The sequence below is a fragment of the Nocardioides sp. genome (assembly GCF_036274455.1).
Classification (GTDB): domain Bacteria; phylum Actinomycetota; class Actinomycetes; order Propionibacteriales; family Nocardioidaceae; genus Nocardioides.
Window position 1 is genome coordinate 1 of sequence record NZ_DASUFR010000186.1, and the last position, 18441, is coordinate 18441.

General features: G+C 71.1%; 18 protein-coding genes. 9 read left to right on the forward strand and 9 right to left on the reverse strand.

Annotated elements, in window-relative coordinates:
* Both VFV89_RS18715 and VFV89_RS18720 read right to left on the reverse strand, forming a co-directional pair.
* Window positions 1-968 (reverse strand): glycosyltransferase domain-containing protein (locus VFV89_RS18715; protein ID WP_329707481.1); only part of this gene is annotated, 968 nt, incomplete at its 3' end.
* Complete coding sequence (locus VFV89_RS18720) at window positions 965-1414, reverse strand: hypothetical protein (RefSeq protein ID WP_329707482.1); 450 nt, start codon at window positions 1412-1414, stop codon at window positions 965-967. The genes VFV89_RS18715 and VFV89_RS18720, both read right to left, overlap by 4 nt.
* A 218-nt stretch (window positions 1415-1632) precedes the next feature.
* Between VFV89_RS18720 and VFV89_RS18725 the strand changes: the two genes are divergently transcribed.
* Genes VFV89_RS18725 through VFV89_RS18750 form a run of 6 tightly spaced genes read left to right on the forward strand, consistent with a single transcriptional unit; the run spans window position 1633 to window position 7160 of the window.
* Window positions 1633-2529 (forward strand): Rossmann-like and DUF2520 domain-containing protein, encoded by an 897-nt coding sequence (locus VFV89_RS18725; RefSeq protein WP_329707483.1) that lies wholly within the window; start codon window positions 1633-1635, stop codon window positions 2527-2529.
* Window positions 2526-3407 carry a pantoate--beta-alanine ligase gene (panC, locus tag VFV89_RS18730; protein ID WP_329707484.1) on the forward strand — a complete coding sequence of 294 codons (882 nt, stop codon included), beginning with the start codon at window positions 2526-2528 and terminating at the stop codon, window positions 3405-3407. The genes VFV89_RS18725 and panC overlap by 4 nt, the downstream gene beginning before the upstream one ends.
* Window positions 3407-3826 (forward strand): aspartate 1-decarboxylase, encoded by a 420-nt coding sequence (gene panD / locus VFV89_RS18735; RefSeq protein ID WP_329707485.1) that lies wholly within the window; start codon window positions 3407-3409, stop codon window positions 3824-3826. The genes panC and panD overlap by 1 nt, the downstream gene beginning before the upstream one ends.
* 9 nt (window positions 3827-3835) lie before the next feature.
* The gene (locus VFV89_RS18740) at window positions 3836-5506 is read left to right on the forward strand and encodes an L-aspartate oxidase (protein WP_329707486.1); all 1671 of its coding nucleotides are present in this window, start codon (window positions 3836-3838) and stop codon (window positions 5504-5506) included.
* Window positions 5506-6375 carry a carboxylating nicotinate-nucleotide diphosphorylase gene (gene nadC / locus VFV89_RS18745; RefSeq protein ID WP_329707487.1) on the forward strand — a complete coding sequence of 290 codons (870 nt, stop codon included), beginning with the start codon at window positions 5506-5508 and terminating at the stop codon, window positions 6373-6375. Before VFV89_RS18740 ends, nadC begins: the two co-directional genes overlap by 1 nt.
* Window positions 6376-6386: 11 nt before the next feature.
* Entirely contained in the window at window positions 6387-7160 is a 774-nt protein-coding gene (locus VFV89_RS18750) for a type III pantothenate kinase (protein ID WP_329707488.1), read from the forward strand.
* A gap of 16 nt (window positions 7161-7176) precedes the next feature.
* Here VFV89_RS18750 and VFV89_RS18755 read toward each other — a convergent pair whose 3' ends face one another.
* From VFV89_RS18755 to VFV89_RS18765, 3 genes are all read right to left on the reverse strand, one after another.
* Window positions 7177-8808: a glycosyltransferase family 2 protein gene (locus VFV89_RS18755; RefSeq protein WP_329707489.1), complete on the reverse strand. Its 1632-nt coding sequence runs from the start codon at window positions 8806-8808 to the stop codon at window positions 7177-7179.
* Window positions 8805-9773 carry a class I SAM-dependent methyltransferase gene (locus tag VFV89_RS18760; protein ID WP_329707490.1) on the reverse strand — a complete coding sequence of 323 codons (969 nt, stop codon included), beginning with the start codon at window positions 9771-9773 and terminating at the stop codon, window positions 8805-8807. The genes VFV89_RS18755 and VFV89_RS18760 overlap by 4 nt, the downstream gene beginning before the upstream one ends.
* Window positions 9774-9894: 121 nt before the next feature.
* Window positions 9895-11181, reverse strand: coding sequence for a hypothetical protein (locus VFV89_RS18765; RefSeq protein ID WP_329707491.1), 1287 nt, complete (start codon window positions 11179-11181; stop codon window positions 9895-9897).
* Window positions 11182-11317: 136 nt separating this feature from the next.
* Here VFV89_RS18765 and VFV89_RS18770 point away from each other — a divergent pair, with 136 nt between their 5' ends.
* From VFV89_RS18770 to VFV89_RS18780, 3 genes are all read left to right on the forward strand, one after another.
* Complete coding sequence (locus tag VFV89_RS18770) at window positions 11318-14440, forward strand: hypothetical protein (RefSeq protein WP_329707492.1); 3123 nt, start codon at window positions 11318-11320, stop codon at window positions 14438-14440.
* 311 nt (window positions 14441-14751) lie between these two features.
* On the forward strand, window positions 14752-14979 hold the full coding sequence (locus tag VFV89_RS18775) for a hypothetical protein (RefSeq protein WP_329707493.1): 228 nt from the start codon (window positions 14752-14754) through the stop codon (window positions 14977-14979).
* Between the two features lie 24 nt (window positions 14980-15003).
* The gene (locus VFV89_RS18780) at window positions 15004-15186 is read left to right on the forward strand and encodes a hypothetical protein (protein WP_329707494.1); all 183 of its coding nucleotides are present in this window, start codon (window positions 15004-15006) and stop codon (window positions 15184-15186) included.
* Between the two features lie 16 nt (window positions 15187-15202).
* On the opposite strand, the gene VFV89_RS18785 is transcribed toward VFV89_RS18780, so the two are convergent.
* Genes VFV89_RS18785 through VFV89_RS18800 form a run of 4 tightly spaced genes read right to left on the reverse strand, consistent with a single transcriptional unit; the run spans window position 15203 to window position 18427 of the window.
* On the reverse strand, window positions 15203-15913 hold the full coding sequence (locus VFV89_RS18785) for a sugar phosphate nucleotidyltransferase (protein ID WP_329707495.1): 711 nt from the start codon (window positions 15911-15913) through the stop codon (window positions 15203-15205).
* 13 nt (window positions 15914-15926) lie between these two features.
* Window positions 15927-16907, reverse strand: a complete 981-nt coding sequence (locus VFV89_RS18790; protein ID WP_329707496.1) for a hypothetical protein — start codon at window positions 16905-16907, stop codon at window positions 15927-15929.
* A 3-nt stretch (window positions 16908-16910) separates the two neighbouring features.
* Entirely contained in the window at window positions 16911-17738 is an 828-nt protein-coding gene (locus VFV89_RS18795; protein ID WP_329707497.1) for a class I SAM-dependent methyltransferase, read from the reverse strand.
* Window positions 17735-18427, reverse strand: a complete 693-nt coding sequence (locus VFV89_RS18800; RefSeq protein WP_329707498.1) for a transaldolase — start codon at window positions 18425-18427, stop codon at window positions 17735-17737. The genes VFV89_RS18795 and VFV89_RS18800 overlap by 4 nt, the downstream gene beginning before the upstream one ends.
* Window positions 18428-18441 lie beyond the last annotated feature (14 nt).

Sequence of the window (18441 nt, forward strand, 5' to 3'; positions counted from 1 at the left end):
TCCTGCTCGACGTTGCGCTTCTTGCGACGGACCTTGGCGACGCGTCGGCGCAGCCGCTTGAGGGCGGCCTGGTCGTCATCTCGCTGCCGCCTGAGCTCGGCCAGCTCGCGCTCGAGTTCGGCCGCGATGGCTTCCTGGCGCTCCGATGCCTCCGTCAGCGCGAGCAGGGCCTGCTCCCGGCTCTCGACGGCGCCCACCAGCCCGTGGACGGTCTGCTCGTAGGCCAGCCGGAGCTCGCCGAGCGCCGCCGTCGGCGGCACCAGGGAGTCCGCGACCTGGAAGCGGGAAGGCCGGTCGGACCGGCCGGTGGCAGCGCGCCACTCGTGGACCTCCGAGCCGAGGTTGCTGATCTCGATGCTGGTCCAGGTGGTGTCCGCCTCGTGCATGGCCTGGACGAAGGACAGCTGGTCTCGCCGCGAGTAGCGCAGCACGTGGCGCATCCACTGCTCCATAGCGGCGTCCGTGCCCTCGGAGCGACGCCGCGCGACCAGCCCGGTCCACGGGATCGGTCGGCGCAGGAGCGCCTGGTCCAGCGCGGCGTAGTGCGTGAGCTGCTCGTAGAGACGGGAGGAGTCGTCCAAGCCCGCGTCGAGCACCGCCTGGAACTCCGATACGACATCTGCGCGGAACGAGTGCCGCGGGACTGCGAGGTCGTCGGTTGCCAGCCACTGGTCCAGAACCTCGTCGGGGTCAGCCGTGAGCCGTACCCGGTTGTCGATCCAGAGGAGCTCGTCGTAGCCAGCGAGGGACGGGTGGCCGGTGATCTTCAAGGCCCGCGCCGAGCGGACGATGTCGGCGGGCAGCACCGGCTCCACCACGACCATCCGCCAGTCGGCGCTGTGCAAGTCCGGGTCGTCGGTGAGGCAGACGAAGTCGATCGCCGAGCCTCGCGCCGCGGGCTGGTCCAGCAGCTCTTCATATCCGCCCGTGAGCGCGGTGTAGACGACCCGCCGGGGGCGCCGGCTCATGGGCGCTCGTCCTGCCGGCCGAGCAGCCGTGCGGCCGCCGAATCGTTGGCCACGATGCAGTCCCCGGAGTGGACCCACACTCCCGCGAGCAGGGCCTCCAGGAGTTCGCCGTTGCCTCCCGGCGCGCGGACCAGCCGATCGGAGCGCAGGTCGAGCACGAGGACCTGGTGGTGCTGGGCCAGACCGGCGAGTCGAACCCGGGGCAGCCGGCCCAGCTCCACGAGCAGGGCCCACGGCTCCTCGACCCGGTCGAGCACCCCCGCGTCGGGGAGGTGCTCGGCGTCGACCCGGGCGCAGAAGCTCTGCTCCGGCCCGAGCAGCTCGTCGAGGGCTGCCGACCCAGCCGCGTACGTATCGACGACGATCGACCAGGGACCGGCGTCCTGGACCTTCTGCCACAGCCGCTCGGCGCCCTCCGGCTCAGATGCGTCCGGCACCTCCAGCATGGCCGGATGCTAGCGATCCGCGCCGGTGCGCGGGCATCGTCCCCGGCCTGTGGACACAAACCCGGCGATGAGTGTCGCGAGCGTCACTCGCCAACCCGTGTCGGACCGGGAAACTTCGCCGTACCGTTGTCGTTGAACCAATCGAAGTAGTCCGGTACCCACACCGGCCCCTCCCCGGAGGGGTGGTCGGCGGGATTGGAACGAAAGAGGGTTGATCGATGGCTCGCCTGGAGGTGGGTGTCGTCGGCGCGGGCCGCGTCGGCGCCGTCCTTGCAGCCGCGCTCCGCGCCGTCGGCCACGACGTGGCCGCGGCCGCCGGTGAGTCCGACGCCTCCGTGCGGCGGATGGCCGAGCTCCTGCCGGGCGTCCCTCGCCGCAAGCCCACCGACGTGGCCCGAGCCGGCAACCTGCTGCTCCTCGCGGTCCCCGACGACATGCTGAGCAACGTCGTCACGATGCTGGCCGACAGCGGCGCGATCCACGCGGGTCAGCTGGTGGTGCACACGTCCGGCCGGCACGGCCTGGCCGTCCTGGAGCCCGCCCGCGCGGTGGGGGCCCGGGTGGCCGCGATGCACCCTGCGATGACGTTCACCGGGACCGCGCTGGACCTCGACCGCCTCCCCGGCACGGTCTTCGGCCTGACCGCCGGGGCCGAGGAGCGACCGGTCGTCGAGTCGCTGGTCGCCGACCTCGGTGGCACCCCGATGTGGGTGCCCGAGGAGATGCGTACGCTCTACCACGCCGGCCTCGCGCACGGCGCCAACCACCTGGTCACCTTGGTCACCGAGGCCATGGAGATCCTCTCGGCAGCCGGTGCGGCCGACCCGGCCGGCACGCTGCGGCCGCTGCTCACCGCCGCCCTCGACAACGCCCTCGAGCAGGGCGACGCCGCGCTCACCGGCCCGATCGTCCGAGGCGACCTCGGGACCGTCCGGGCGCACCTCGAGGACATCACGGCCAACGCACCCCAGACGCTGGCGTCGTACGTCGCCCTGGCCCGCGCCACGCTCGACCGCGCTGTCACCGACGGCCGCGTGGTGCCGATCCGCGCCGCCCGGATCCGCGATCTCCTCGACGCGGCGGTCGCCGGCCGGCCGCTCCGCGAGCCGCGGTGACCGAGGGACCGCTCCTCGCGCATACTCGCGAGGAGCTCTCCGGCCTGCTCGCCGACGCCCGGATCTCGGGACGGCAGGTCGGGCTGGTGCCCACGATGGGCGCCCTGCACGAGGGCCACGCGAGCCTGCTCCGGGTCGCGCGGGAGCGGGTGACCGACGGTCCGGTGGTGGTGTCGATCTTCGTCAACCCGCTGCAGTTCGGCCCCCACGAGGACCTCGACCGCTATCCCAGGACCTTCGAGGCCGACCTCGAGATCTGCGCGCGGGAGGGCGCCGACGTGGTCTTCGCGCCGGCGGTCGAGGAGGTCTACCCCGGCTGGCCGGCGCAGCCGCAGGTCACCATCGAGCCCGGCCCGCTCGCGTCGGTGCTGGAGGGACGGACCCGGCCCGGCCACTTCCGCGGCGTGCTGATCGTGGTGGCCAAGCTGTTCGGGCTGGTCCGGCCGGACCTGGCCGTGTTCGGCGAGAAGGACTACCAGCAGCTGGTGCTGGTGCGCAGGATGGTCGACGACCTGTGCCTCGGCGTCGAGGTCGTGGGGGGCGAGACCCAGCGTGAGCCCGACGGCCTGGCGCTCTCCAGCCGCAACCGCTACCTCGACGAGGAGCAGCGCCGCGAGGCCGTGGTCCTGAGCGGGGCCCTGCGGGCCGCCCAGCAGGACGCCGTACGCGGTGCCGACGCGGCGATCGGGGCCGCCCGCGCCGCGCTTCGGACCAGCCACGGCGTCGACCTCGACTACCTCGTGGTGCGCGCGCCCGACCTGGGCGACCTGCCGAGCGACCCACCGCCCGGCACCGAGGCCCGGGTCCTGGTCGCCGCCAAGCTCGGCAGCACCCGGCTCATCGACAACATGCCGCTCACTCTCGGAAGAAGACCCTGATGTTGCGCACCATGATGAAGAGCAAGATCCACCGCGCCACGGTCACCCAGGCCGACCTCCACTACGTCGGCTCGGTGACCGTCGACCAGGACCTGCTCGACGCCGCCGACCTGCTGGCCGGCGAGCTGGTGCACATCGTCGACGTCACCAACGGCGCCCGACTCGAGACCTACACCATCGCCGGTGAGCGAGGCAGCGGGGTGCTCGGCATCAACGGCGCTGCTGCCCGGCTCGTCCACCCCGGAGACGTGGTGATCCTCATCGGCTACGCGCAGATGGAGACCGAGGAGGCCCGGTCGTTCCGGCCGCACGTGGTCTTCGTCGACGCGGACAACAAGGTGCTGGCCAGCGGCTTCGACCCGGCCGAGACCTTCCACGGTGAGGGACTGGTCAGAGGCGACGTGACGGCGGGTCGATAGATTTCAGCGGTGGAGCACATCTTGCGGTCGGGGGCGGTACACCGCCTCCCGGGCCGCCTCACCGCCCCGGACCCCGGCTGGACGACCTCGGCCGACGTCGTCGTCATCGGCTCCGGCATCGCCGGGCTCACCGCCGCGCTACGGCTTCGGGACAAGGTCGAGAAGATCCTCGTCGTCACCAAGGACGTGCTCGCCGCAGGCTCGACCCAGTGGGCCCAGGGTGGGATCGCGGCCGCGCTCGGGCCGGGTGACACTCCCGCCCAGCACGAGGTGGACACGCTGGTCGCGGGGGCCGGTGCCTGCGACCTCGACGCGGTCCGCGTCCTCGTCGAGGAGGGGCCGGGGGCCGTCCGCGAGCTGATCGCCCTGGGCACCAACTTCGACCACAGCGCAGACGGCGAGCTGTCGCTGACCCGCGAGGGCGGCCACCACCGCGACCGCATCGCCCATGCGGGCGGGGACGCCACCGGGGCCGAGATCCAGCGAGCGCTCATCGCCGCGGTCGACCGGGCGCCGGAGATCGAGGTCATCCAGCACGCGCTCGCGGTCGACCTCCTCCTCGCCGCCGACGGCGGCGTCGCCGGGGTGACCCTGCACGTCATCGGCGAGGGGGTCCGCGACGGTGTCGGCGCCGTCCGCTGCCGGGCCGTCGTACTCGCCTCGGGCGGGCTCGGCCAGGTCTTCACCCAGACCACCAACCCGGCGGTGTCGACCGGTGACGGCATGGCGCTCGCCCTCCGGGCCGGCGCCACCCTGCGCGACCTGGAGTTCGTGCAGTTCCACCCGACGGTCATGTACCTCGGCCCCGACTCCCGCGGCCAGCAGCCGCTCATCTCCGAGGCCGTGCGCGGCGAGGGCGCCTTCCTGGTCGACTTCGAGGGCAACCGGTTCATGCAGGGTGTCCACGAGCTCGCCGACCTCGCTCCCCGCGACGTCGTCGCGAAGGCGATCATGCGCCGGATGATCGAGACCGGGCATCCGCACATGTGGCTCGACGCCCGGCACCTCGGTGCGGAGTTCTGGGAGCGCCGGTTCCCGACCATCCTCGCCACCGCTCGCTCCCACGGCGTCGACCCGGTCACCGAGCTGATCCCGGTCGCGCCCGCCTGCCACTACGCCAGCGGTGGGGTCCGGACCGACCTGTGGGGTCGCTCCGACGTGGCCGGCCTCTACGCCACCGGCGAGGTGGCGTGCTCCGGCGTGCACGGCGCCAACCGACTCGCCTCCAACTCGCTGCTCGAGGGCCTGGTGTTCTCGCGCCGGATCGCCGAGGTGCTGCCCACCGAGCTGCGCGGCTGGTCCGACCCGAGACCCGACGCCCGCACTGCAGGCCTGGTGCCCGGCAGCGCGCGCCGCGAGCTGCAGGAGGCCATGACGTCGAGGGTCGGCGTGCTGCGCAACGCCACGGGGCTGGCCGAGGCCGCCGCCGAGCTCGACAAGCTAGCGGGCGTGGCGGCCGACGAGGTCGACACCGAGTCGTGGGAGACCACCAACCTGCTCACGATCGGCACCGCGATGGCCGACGCTGCCGCGCTGCGGGAGGAGACCCGCGGCTCGCACTGGCGCGACGACTTCCCCGAGCGCGACGACGAGCGGTTCGCCGGCCACTTCGACGTCGTCATGCACGACGGCGAGATGGAGCTCGTCTTCGTCCCGAGCCCCGCGACGGACAAGCTCTGATGACGCTCCACGACGAGCTGGCCCGGGCCGGGCTCGACCCGGCCGAGGTGCAGGCCGCCATCGACCGGGCCCTGGCCGAGGACGTGCCGACCGAGGACGTCACCAGCGTGGCGACCATCTCCGCCGACGCGCGCGGCGAGGGCGTGTTCGCGGCCCGTGAGGCCGGCACCGTCGCCGGGCTGGGCATCGCGGCAATGGTGTTCGAGACCGTCATGGGCGACACCGTGTCCGTGTCCGACCGGGTCGCGGACGGCACCCGGGTCGCGGCCGGCGACGTGCTGATGCGGGTGGCCGGCCCGACCCGCGGCCTGCTCACCTCGGAGCGGACCGCTCTCAACTTCGCCTGCCACCTCTCGGGGGTGACCACCGCGACCGCGGCCTGGGTGGCAGCGCTCGAGGGCACCAGCGCCAGGGTTCTCGACACCCGCAAGACGCTGCCCGGCTGGCGCGCGCTCGAGAAGTACGCCGTGCGCTGCGGCGGCGGCCTCAACCACCGGATGAACCTCTCCGACCGGGCCCTGGTCAAGGACAACCACGTCGTGGCGGCCGGTGGCGTGGTGCCGGCGTACGAGCTGGTGCGGAAGGCCTACCCCGACCTCCGGGTCGAGGTGGAGGTGACCGACCTCGACCAGCTCCGCGAGCTGCTCGACGCCGGCTGCGTGGAGATCCTGCTCGACAACATGTCCACTGAGCTGATGGCCGAGGCGGTCCGGATCACCGCGGGCCGCGCCAGGCTCGAGGCCTCCGGCGGGCTGACCTTCGACCGCGCCCGCGAGGCGGCGGCGACCGGCGTCGACTTCATCTCGGTCGGCGCGCTGACCCACTCGGTCAAGGTCTTCGACATCGGCCTCGACCTCACCGACGGCTAGCCGAGGACGTCATGCCCCTGCTCGCCGCCGACATCGGCAACAGCCACACCGTGCTGGGGCTGGTCGAGCGCGGCGAGGTCGGCGCGGAGTGGCGGATCTCCACCGACGACCGCCGCTCGGCCGACGAGTGGGCGGTGCTCCTGCGCGGACTGCTGGGGGACCGGCTCGACGACGTCGACGGCATCGCCGTCTGCTCGACCGTGCCCGCCGTGCTGCACGAGTGGCGCGAGATGCTGCCCCGGCACTTCCCCGACGTCACCGCGGTGGTGGTGGAGCCCGGGCTGCGCACCGGCGTACCGATCCTCATGGACAACCCGCGCGAGGTCGGCTCCGACCGGATCATCAACGCCCTCGCGGCGCTGACCGAGTTCGGCGGCCCAGCGATCGTCGTCGACTTCGGCGGCACCGCGACGACCTTCGACGTGGTCAACGCCGCCGGACAGTACGTCGGCGGCGCCATCGCTCCCGGGATCGAGATCTCCCTGGAGGCGCTGGGCCGCCGCGGCGCCCAGCTGCGCAAGGTCGAGCTGGCCCGGCCGCGCACGGTGATCGCCAAGAACACCGTCGAGGCGCTGCAGTCCGGGCTGGTCTTCGGCGTCGCCGCGCAGGTCGAGGGGATCGTCGCGCGGATGATCGACGAGCTCGGCGCGGACCCGGAGGACGTCCGCGTGATCGCGACCGGCTACCTCGCCGACCTGGTCGTCGACGAGTGCCGGTGCTTCACCGACCGGGCGCCGTGGCTGACGCTCCGCGGGCTGGAGCTGGTCTTCGAGCGCAACGCCTGACCCGGGGAGCGTTGGCTCAGCGCGTGCGGCGCCGTATGCGAACGAACCGGCGGTTGCGGCCCGTCGACCGCGGCGACACCCAGGGAAGGTATGGGTCGTCTTCAGGTAGCGCCCACCGCTTCGCGATGAGGTCCGACTCCCACTTGTGGACCACGGGAGTCCGGGTCTGCGACTCGAAGTGGTAGGCGGTCGCGTTGGCGATCCAGAGCAGTCGGTAGCCGAGGTACCTCAGCTTGCAGGACAGGTCGACGTCGTTGAAGTTGATCGGCAGCGCCTCGCACAGCCCACCCACCTCGTCGAAGACCTCGCGGCGCAGGGCCACGCAGGCGCCGGTCAGGCCCGAGCACTCCCGGTTCACCAGCAGGGCGGCGAACGGGCCGCTCTCGGACTGGACCGCCCCGGCGAAGGCGTGGGTCAGGTCGTTGCAGTCAAGGGTGAGCCCCGCGTGCTGGATCGTCGTGTTAGCGAAGAGCAGCCGGGCACCGGTCATCCCGACGCCGTCCTCGAAGAGCGGAGCCACCAGCTGGACGAGGAAGCCGTCGGAGCTCACCTCCACGTCGTCGTTGAGGAGAACGACGACGTCGCCGTGCGACCTCGATACCCCCAAGTTGCACTTCTCGCTGAAGTTGAACGGCTTGGTGTAAGGCACGAGCTGCAGGTCAGGTGCGTCGAGGTCTGCGACGGCGTCGAGAACGGCATCGGGGGTGCCGGCGTCGAAGACCACGACGATCTCGAGGTTGTCCCAGCCACCCTTGTCCAGGATCGACCGCACCGCCTCGACCACGAAGTGGCGACGCCTGCCCCAGACCAGGCCCTCGTCGCCGCGGGTCGGGATCACGACACTGATTCGGACGTCCCTGTCGAGGCTGCGGGTGATCGTGTAGGTCCCGGGCCGCTGTCCGAAGCCCACGGTCCCGCTCACTCCGAGCCGGTCGAGCTGGTCCTGCACGGCCCGGCGGCCGGCGTCCCACGCGTAGGGTTTGGCCTCGGCGTCTCCGGCTGCGGAGCCAGGCACCACCCGCCAGTGATAGAGGACCTGCGGGACGTGGACCACCTTTCGGGCGTGCTCGGTCGCCCGCAGGGCGAGGTCGTGGTCCTGAGAGCCGTCGTAACCGGCGCGGAAGCCTCCGACCTCGCGGACGAGAGCGGTCCGGAGCACCGAGAGGTGTGAGGTGTACATCTGCCCGCGCAGCCGCTCCGGTGACCACGCCGGCTTGCGGAACGCCGAGTAGCGAGCGCCGTTGGCGTCGATCTTGTCCTCGTCGGAGTAGAGGTAGTCCGCCTCGGGCTCGCCGTCGATCGCGTCCTGCATTCGCTCCAGGGCCCGGGGGGTCAGGAGGTCGTCGTGGTCCAGCAGGGCGATGAACTCACCTTGCGCTGCGGCCACCCCGTCGTTGGACGCCTCGACGATGTGACCGTTGGTGGCTCGCTCGATCACCCGGATGCGCGGCTCGCGCCGGGCCGCCTCGCGCAGCACCTCGCGCACGCGCGCGTCAGGAGACTTGTCGTCGACAAGGATCAGCTCCCAGTCGGTGCAGGTTTGGTGCTCGACCGAGGAGATCGTCTCGCGCAGGACATCGAGCGGCGTGTCGTAGACCGGCGTGACGATCGAGAACAACGGGTGGACCTGGTCGGCGGACCCGCTCACGCGTCCCGCCCTCGGGGCGACCGAGCCGAACGAGCACGCTCGCGCAGCTTCCGCCCGGTCCGCCACGACGGCAGCCGGTCGATCTCCTCGATGAGTCCGTCGAGGTGGTCGCGGAGTCGCCGAGCCCGCGCGTTCAGCCGGGACATCTTGTCCTCGGCGGTCCGCTGCCGGGAGAGCGCGGCCGCGGTCTGGGCCTCGAGGCCGATGACGTGGTCCCTCGTGATCAGGGCCTCGTGGCGCTCGTCCTGCTCGGCCTCGGCGGCCGTCGTGTGCTCGTCGCGATGGCGCGCTCGCACGGGCGACACCGCCGCCTGGAGCTGCGGCCGCTCGGGGCGGCTCTCGCCGTCGCGCAGGAGGCGCGCTGCCGCGACGTACTGGAAGTTCATGGCGTCGGGCTGGTGCCGGACCCACTCGACGACCGCGGGAGGTATCCGGCCCGTGTCGAAGTCCACCTCCGCGTCGAATGGGTCGAGGATTGTCGCGTGCAGCTCCTCGATGACGAGGCCGGCGCCCTCCAGCAGGTCACAGACCGTCTCGCGCGTGAAGAAGCGCAGGTGCGTGGCGTCGAGGAGCCCCTTCTCCGTGTAGGTCCAGCGACCTCCGAGCAGCGCGAGCCGGACGGCGGCGTGCGCGACGTTGGGGATGGACACGACGACGTGGCCGTCCGGGCCGAGCAGCTGAACGGCGTCTGCCAGGCTGGCCTCGGGGTCGACGAGGTGCTCGAGGACGTCACCGAAGACCACAACGTCGAAGGTGCCAGGCTCGAACAGCGTGGTGAGGGGCGCCTTCTCGATGTCGGCGACCAGGAGCTTCTGGAAGAGGTCTCGGCGCTCGTCCGGCACGGCGTCCTCGATGTCGACACCGCTGACGTGGCAGCCCGCCTCGGTCAGCGCCAGGGCGGTGTCGCCCGCCGCACATCCGACGTCCAGGACGACCTTGTCCTTGCCGACAAGCTGAACGATCACGCTCTGGCTGTTGTTTGCGTTGCCGGGGTCGACATCGGCCTGGTAACGCGATGACACAGGTGCCTCCGTGAACTTCTGCTGCGTGGGGACGACACGAGACCTTACCCGAGGGGTGCGGCCGTCACCTCGCCGTCGCGGCCCCGGTTTCGGCCGGCGCCCACGCGGAGAGCTCCCGGCGGAGCAGTGCGCCGAGGGCGGCGCTGGCTACGACCGCGCCTGTGATGAGCCCGGCGGTCGCGCGCATGGTGACCTCGTCCCCGAAGGCGGTGCCGATCGCCAGGCCGGCCAGGCCCAGCAGCCAGCCCATCGCGACCCACAGGTGGTGCCCGAGTGCGATGAGGGCCTGGCCGCAGACCGTCGCCACCAGGAACAGGCCGACGGCGAGGGTCACCAGCAGGCACGTGAGGCGGGAGAGCTCCTGGTCGAAGTCGAAAAGCCAGGAGACGACCGGTGGCGCCACAGCCGTTGCGAGCACACAGACCCCCAGGACCACTCCGGATACGGCAGCCACGACCAGGGTCAGGAGATGGCCGAACTCGGCGCGGCGGCCCCCGCCCGCGTGCTCGGCGAGGGCCCGGAGGAATCCCGGCTGTACCGCGGTGAACAGGAAGACGGGCACCCGGACCACCACCAGAACCGCCAGGTAGACCCCGGCCCGGTCCCGCTCGGCGTCGGAGGCCAACAGCGTGACGACCAGGGGCCCGGCATTGATGAGGAGCTGCGCGGCGAGCGCACTTACCACCAGGAGCGCGAGGGCGCCGGTCAGGGATGGTGTACGCAGCGCCTGCCGGCCCTCGGGTGGAGCGTGCCCAGCTCGGGGGGCCACCGCGAACGCGAGCCACGGCGAGAGCCCGAACAGGAACCCAAAACCGGCCGAGGTTGCGTGGTCGGTCAGCACCAGCGCCACCGCCCCGACCAACCGGGCCACGCCGTCCACGACGAGCTCGACGCCGTACACCCGGAGGTGGCCCTGCCCGGCGAGCTCACCTCGCGAGGCGAACCAGCAGGCGTACCCGGGCAGCGCGAGGCACAGGGAGACCACCAGCCAGCTCTGGTCGCCGAGCGCGCGCAGCGTGGCCGGCCAGAGGGCCAGGCTGATACCGACCGCCAGCGCCGCCGCGCCCAGCCCGTGGCCCAAGGCGCGCCTGCGCAGGCTGTCGTCCCACGTTTTGCGCGCGCGCTCCCCGCCTCGACGCGCGGTCACCTCCTGCTCGAGCGGCGTGAAGAGGCCGGTCGCAGTGCTGGTCAGCAGGAAGTACAGGCTCGACAGGGCCGCGAAGCCGACCGGCCCGAGGGACCGGCCGGCGAGCACCAGGACGAGGTAGGTCGTGACGGCCTGGGCCGCGAGGCCAACGACGAGCGGGAGGCCGGCTCTCGACGACGGCGAGAGAAGGTTCCGCCGGGGCACCCGGGTAGTCTACGAACGCATCGCCACGGCCTCGTTGCTCGCTTGGACGACGGCGCAGACCGGGAAGGACCCACGAGTGACAACCGTTGACGCGCGCGGGGGTCGTGGGCTGTCCAGGCCAGACATCGCACGCCCGGTGTTGCGGGTCGTCGCCGCCCTCGTGGCCGCCGGCGTGATCGCGCTCGCGATCTGGGTGCTCACCCCGCGCGGGCTTCGCCCGCCCATCAACATCGTCGGCTACCCCACATTTGCGAACTTCGACTTCCACCCGGGTTTCCTGAAGTACCGCTTGGTCGTGTGGGTGGTCCCGGCGGTCGCCACCCTCGTACTCGCCGTGCTATGGCGATGGGGTCCCCTTTCCGGGACCCGGCCGGCGAGGCGCCCGGAACCGACGGTCGGCGAGATCGACGACCTCACTGACGGCGATGCCCCGGGGGCGTCGTCGCCATTGCGTCTGTTGTTGATCCTGCCCGCCGCCGGCGCGATCGCACTGGCGGTGAGCTCCCGGCACGGGGCGGTGACCGGGGCCGTGACGTGGGCGGGAGTGCTGGCCGGTCTTGGCTTCACCGGTGCGGTATTGCTGCTCGGGCTCCTGCTCGCGCTCCGCCACCGACCGCCTGGTGGCGTGCCGCTCCACGCGTGGCTGGACTCGGTGACCCTGGTCAACGGGCCGGCGTCCGCGGTCGGCGCCGCGCTGGCGGTGTGCATCTTCGCCCGGAGCACAGCCGCGGTGAGCACCACCGGCCAGGTCGACGGATGGTCGTGGGTGCCCGGCTGGGCCGCACTCCTCACCATCGCCGCGGCTGCGGCCTGGGCCATGGGCTCGCTGTACGCGCGGGTGCGGGCAGACGTCGTCGAGCGACGAGCGGCTGGAGTCCTCGCCGGCTCGGCCGTGGTCTTCATGGCAACAGGCGCGTTGCCCGGTCCGGTCGGTCAGCTCGCGGGCTTCGACGACATGCAGAGCGTCACAGGCGCGGATCTGCTCACCCGGGGCTTCTTCCCGTGGCGCGACGTAACCCTCATCCACGGCGTCTTCGAGGACGCGCTGCGGAGCTGGGCAGGCTTCGCGCTCTTCGAGCACACCATGTGGGCCACCGCCGCGGCGGCGGGCGGGCTGTGGACGCCGCTGGGATGGGTGGCGTTCTTCCTGTTCGCGCTTTGGGTCACCCGCGGACGATGGCTCCCGCTGTTGTGCCTGTCCGCGCTGCTCGTCTGGGGGTCGTACGTGACACTGCTGCCGCTGCGGTGGTGGTTGGCCCCGATCATCTGGATCCTGCTCGGCGAGGCAGTGCGTCGGTCGCGGGCGCGGTGGACGGCCCTTTTGATCGCGGCTCTTTTGGCCGAGGCCGTGCTGGTCCCTGAGGCCGCGTTCCAGGTGCTCGGCGTCCTGGCGGTCCTGGTGCTGCACGACCTGGTCACGCGTCCAGGGGGAAGGTCCTGGTGGCGGGGGCTGACCAAGACGCGGGACGCGGCCGTCACCGGAGCCGTGCTCACACTGCTCTGGTGCGGCTTCCTCGCACTGCACCACAGCCTCAAGGCGTTCGTCGACTACTACCTGATCTTCGGCCCCGGCCACGCCGAGTCAGGCGCGCTGCCCTTCGGGCTCAACGCGACCCGCGACTACGAGGTGGCCTTCTTCGTCGCCGTCGGCCTCGTCGTCCTCACCCTGCTCGCGGCCGGCTGGATTCTCGTGGCCGGTCGGCCGGTGTCGACCCGCCAATGGGTGATGCTCGGCTGCGCCCTCACGGCCGGTTTGTACGGCGAGAAGGCACTGGCTCGGTGGGACGACGGTCACCTCGGCCAGTCCATCTTCGTCGCCGTCCCCCTCGCGATGGCGTGGGTGGCCGTGGTGCTCTCGGGGGCAGACGACGCTCTGCAGGGGTGGTGGAGCCGTCGCCGAAGGGTCCAACATCGCAGTGCGCACTTCCCGGCCGTCTCGCTGGTAGTACTCGCCGCGATCCTCGTCGGCCTGCCCGCGGTACGGGTCGAGACCTGGCACGCCCCGTCGAGCAACAAGGCGCTGGTGCTCGACGAGTCGCTTCCGTTGCTCGGGTACTCCACGCCGGCGACCTATGACAAGGATCTCCTGGCGGACCTAGACACCGTGGTCGACGGGCTGGGCGGTCGCGACGACGGGTTCTTCGACTTCACCAACAGCCCGGGCTGGTTCTACTACATGCTCGGCCTCGACCCCTCAACCAGCTACTACCACGTGAGCATGGCCGTGCCGGCGTTCTCGCAGGAGGACCTGGTCCGACAGCTCGAGAAGGACCCGCCGTCGGTCGTCGCGTTCGACAGCCCGCCATCGATCGGCCTGTCTGCCTGGGACTTCGTGTCCAACGAGATCCGGCACTTCGTGGTGAGCCAGTACCTCCTGGACGGGTGGACGCCGGTGCTGTCGTCGCACGGTGTCGTCTTCATGCTGCGCAACGACCTGCTCGCCGGTCGGCCCACCACGCCCGAGCTCACCGAGGAGCCGCAGACGACCGACCTCTACTTCGCGGCCAACTCCTGCGACTGGGGCTTCGTCCCAAACTTCCTCCAGTCACCGCGCACCGGGCGCTCGGTCAGCATCGATGCCGGCCGGTCACGGCAGGCGCGTCGGCTCGACATCTCCGGCTGGGCGTTCGACCTGGAGTCGGGCGAGCCGCCCACCCGCATCCTCGTGGCTGCGGGCCGCCAGGTCATCGCGACCGCAACGGCGGGGGTGTCCCGACCGGACGTAGCCGCGGCCCTCCACTCGGCGGCCGCCGCCACGAGTGGCTTCACAGTCCGGTCGCTCACCGCCGATCCGGGTCGGGTGCGGGTGTACGCCGAGTACGCCGACGGCCAGGCGCACCCGCTCACCGATCGTGGTGCGGGGGTGGATTCACTGACACTGCCGGACGGCGAGGGGACCCTGAAGCTCGGACCACGTGCGCTGGGGTCGGTAGACAGCACGGTCGTCCTCAAGGGTCGGCTGACCACAGTGGACGTGCCGCCGGACGTGTCGCTGCCCGAGGTGAAAGAGCTCAGTGTCACTGGCCGGGGTGGCGAGCTGGGCCGCGGGGACTACCTGCTCACGGACACGCTCAACGCGACCTCGGCGGGTGACCGGACCATCCAGTTCCGCACCCTGTTCCGCGGGGGCCGAAGCGTGTCGGTGCGGGTGGGTTCCTGCCTGCAGTGGCATGGCTACACCGGCCATCAGCTCTACCTGTTCCGCCGCCACGGCTTCGGCGTCGGGACAGTCACACTCTCGGGGCTGCCGCACGCCTGAGCGCGGACTCGTCGATGCCTGCCCGGGCGGGACGGGTAGGTACTATCGGCGGTCGCCCGTCAAGGACATCGCCCGCGCCGGCGCGAAGACCGCGAGTTCCGCGAGGTCTACGACGCCGTCGACGGGTCGACGCTGGTCGACCAGTACAAGTGCTACGAGCTGTGGGAGCTGCTCGGCCAGCTGACCCACGTCGACGGCGAGATCCCCCTCGAGGTGGGCGTCTGGCGCGGCGGCACCGGGGTGCTCATGGCGCGGCGGATGCAGCAGGTGGGGCGAAGGCCCGGCTCCTCCTGTGTGACACCTTCGAGGGCGTGGCCAAGGCCGGCGACAAGGACCCGTGGTACCAAGGCGACGAGCACTCCGGCACCAGTCCCGACCATGTCCGAGGGCTGGCCCGCCGGCTCGGGGTCGACGTGGAGCTCCTCATCGGCATTTTCCCGAACGAGACGGCCGACCAGGTGGACGACGTCCGGCTCCACATGGTCCACATCGACGTCGACGTCTACGACTCAGCGCTGGACCCCTTGAAGTGGGCCTGACCGCGCCTCAACGAGGGGGGCCTCGTGATCTGGGACGACTACGGCTCGTTCCAGTGCGAGGGCGTGGCCACGCTTGGCCGTCAGCTGTTCGCGGCCGACCTCGGCGACGTGGGCCGCCTGGTCCACAACATCAACGGACACCTGTTGCTGTTCAAGACCGGCGACGCTCCACTGCCAGAGCTGCCGTCGATCCCCGCGTTGGCCTGACGCTCCAGAGCCGCTCTCAGCCGTTGCGGCGCGCCGACAGCAGGGCCTCGGCCTCGGCGAGTCCGTTCGGCGAGCCGATCTCGTAGAACCGTTCGTTGACGAGGTAGCCGGCGAGCCGCCCCTCCGCCGCCAACGCGGTGCACAGGGGCGCGAGGTCGGCCACCTCGCCCGCGGGCACCCGCTTCTCAACGACATCGTGGGTGAACACGGAGAGCCCGTAGTCGATCCAGCGCATCGAGTCCGGGGTGTCGGCCCCCAGCCCCTTCTCATAGCGGACGACGCGGCCGTTGGCGAACTCGACGTTGGAGGCGTCGAAGCGCCCGTCGTTGCGGTAGACGGTCATCAACGCCGGCAGGCCGGAGTCGCGGGCGGCGGCGAACACCTCGGCCGGGTCGACCTGGAGCCACGAGTCGCCGTAGAGGACGAGGAACCGCTCGTCCAGTTCCCCCGCGTCGAGGGCGAGGCGCAGCGCGCCGGCCGTGCCGCGGAGCCGGTCGCCCTCCTCGACGTACGACACCGAGAGTCCGTGCTGCGCACCGTCGCCGACGTGCTCGCGGACCTGCTCACCGAGGTAGCCGATGCAGTAGACGACCGAGGTGACCCCGGCCGCCGCCAGCCACTCGAGCTGCCAGTCCGCGAAGGGCCGCCCGGCGATCGGGAGCATCGTCTTGGGCACCGTCTTCGCGACCGGCCACATGCGGGTGCCCAGACCTCCCGCCAGGATCACGCACTGCACGTGGCTACTCGCGGACGAGCATGGTGCTGCCGGCGGGATCGATGCCGAACCGCAGCTCGGTCAGCCCCTCCTCGCGCATCGCAGCGCGCACGCGGCGAGTGTCCTCGGCGTAGAACATCAGGAACCCACCCGCCCCGGCGCCGACCAGCTTGCCGCCCCGCGCCCCAGCGTTGCGTCCGACGTCGTAAAGCTTGTCGATGCGCTGGTTCGACATCGAGGCGGAGCGTTTCTTCTTGTTGACCCAGTGCTCGTGCATCAGGTCGGCGAAGCCGTCGACGTCATCGCGCTCGAGTGCCTCGAGCTGGCGCACCCCCAGGTCCTTGACGAAGTGGAGGTTGTCGATCATCGCCAGATCGCCATCCTTCGACCTGCTCACCTGCTCGGCGAGGACCTGGTCGGCGGCTCGTGAGTAACCGGTGAAGAACATCAGCAGGTGCTGCTCGAGATCGCGCATCGTGTCGTTGGACAGCCGTGCCGGCTGGACGTCGACCGAGCCGTCGGGGTTGAAGTCGAACCGCGTGATGCCGCCGAACGCCGCGATGTACTGGTCCTGCTTGCCCACGGTGCGCCCGAGCCGCTCGATCTCGATCTCGCACGCCTCGCGGCCCAGATCGGCGGCCGAGACGTGGTTGCGCTGCATGGCATGGACGGCCTTGAGCAGCCCGACCGTGAACGAGCCGGAGGAGCCCAGCCCGGTGCCGGCAGGGATGTCGGCGGTGGAGACGATCTCGACGCTGGGGCCGACGTCGTGCGCCTTGAGCACCTCGCGCACGATCGGGTGCTCGATGTGGTCGGGCTTGTCGACCCGCTCGAGCTGGCTGTACTTGAGGAAGTAGTCGTCGGTGAACGTGCGGTTGATCGAGATGTAGATGTGCTGGCTGATCGCCGCCGAGACGACCATCCCGCCGTACTCCTGGTAGTAGGAAGGCAGGTCGGTGCCGCCGCCGCCCAGGGTGATGCGCAGGGGGGTCCGGGTGATCAGCACGGCTCAACCCACCAAGGGGACATGTGCGACTGCGGCCAGCTGCCAGCCGAGTCGGGCGTCGTCCCGGTTGAAGGGGAAGCTGCGCTGGAAGAAGCCGGTCACCCTCTTCTCCAGTGCCGACGGCTCGGCGCCGGGCGCGCGGTGCTCCATGTCGTCGACGAGCTTCTGGCCCCGCGCGATCACGGCGAGCTTGTAGAGGTTGAAGAAGGGAAAGCCGGTCCGCAGCACCCGGTCGACGTCGAGGCCGGCGTCGGTGAGCACTTGGTGCAGAAGCGGTGCGGTGAAGTGCCGCCAGTGGCCGATGTGCTTGTCGAAGGCCGAGCGCGGACCGCCGGGCACCGTGACGACAACTTTGGCGCCGGGGGCGAGAAGCGTCGCAGCGTTGTGCATCAGCGTGGTCGGGTCCTCGACGTGCTCGAGGACCTCCGAGCAGACCGCATGGGTCGCCGGCGGCTGCTCGGGGTCGCGAACGACCGGCTCGAGAAGGTTGCGCTCGTAGAAGTGGGCGGGTACGCCGGCCCGTTCGGCGGCCTGCGCCGACCGGCGTACGCCTTCGGCGCTGTACTCCACGCCGAACACGGAGGCCTGCGGGTTGTCGGCCTGGAGGTCGATCGCGAACTGGCCCTGGCCGCTGCCGATGTCGAGCACGACCGCACCCTTGGGCAGCGGGCCGAGAAGTTTGAGGATCATCGCGTGGCGGTAGTCGTTGGCCGGGTTGCCCTTGGCCGCCTCGCCGTACTTGTCCCAGTGGTCGTCCCAGTCGTCCTGGTCGGTGCCGTCGGCGTTCAGTCGGGATGGGCGGCCCGACGTCTCTTCCGTCGGGTGGCTCACAGTGTGTAGCCAGCAGCGGCGGCGTCGTCGTGGAACATCTGCACGGTCTCGAGCGAGAACTGGTCGAGGTCCTTGTCAAAGCTCTTCATCTTGGCCAGCAGGTCGGGCGTCACGGTGATGATGTGGACGCCGACCTCCTCGGCCTGCTTGATGTTGAGCACCTCGCGCGGCGAGGCCCACAGCAGCTCGAGCCCGGGGTCGTGGTCGAGCGCGGCGAGTGCGTCGGTCATGATCGGCATCGGGTCGCGGCCGGTGTCGGCGATCCGGCCCGCGAAGACGGACACTACGTGGCCGGGACCGCCCTCCGAGGCGGTGGCGACCCGCTCGACCTGGGCGACCGTCATGAGTGCGGTCACGTTGAGGTGGACGCCGTCGGCGGAGAGCTCGCGGATGACGTCGTCGCTCGGGACGCCGGCGGTGTTGGTCACCGGGATCTTGACGTAGACGTTGTCACCCCATGAGGAGATAAGCCGGGCCTGGCGCACCATCTCGGCGGGGTCGTCGGCGAAGACCTCGAACGAGATCGGGTGGGTGGAGATCGTCTCCAGCACCTTGTGGGCGAAGGCCTCGTAGTCGTCGACGCCGGCCTTGCGCATCAGCGTCGGGTTGGTGGTGAAACCGGAGATCCGCGGGTCCTCAGCCAGGGCGATCATGCTCTCCAGGTCGGCGCCGTCTGCGTAGATCTTCACTGGGGGTCTCCAAG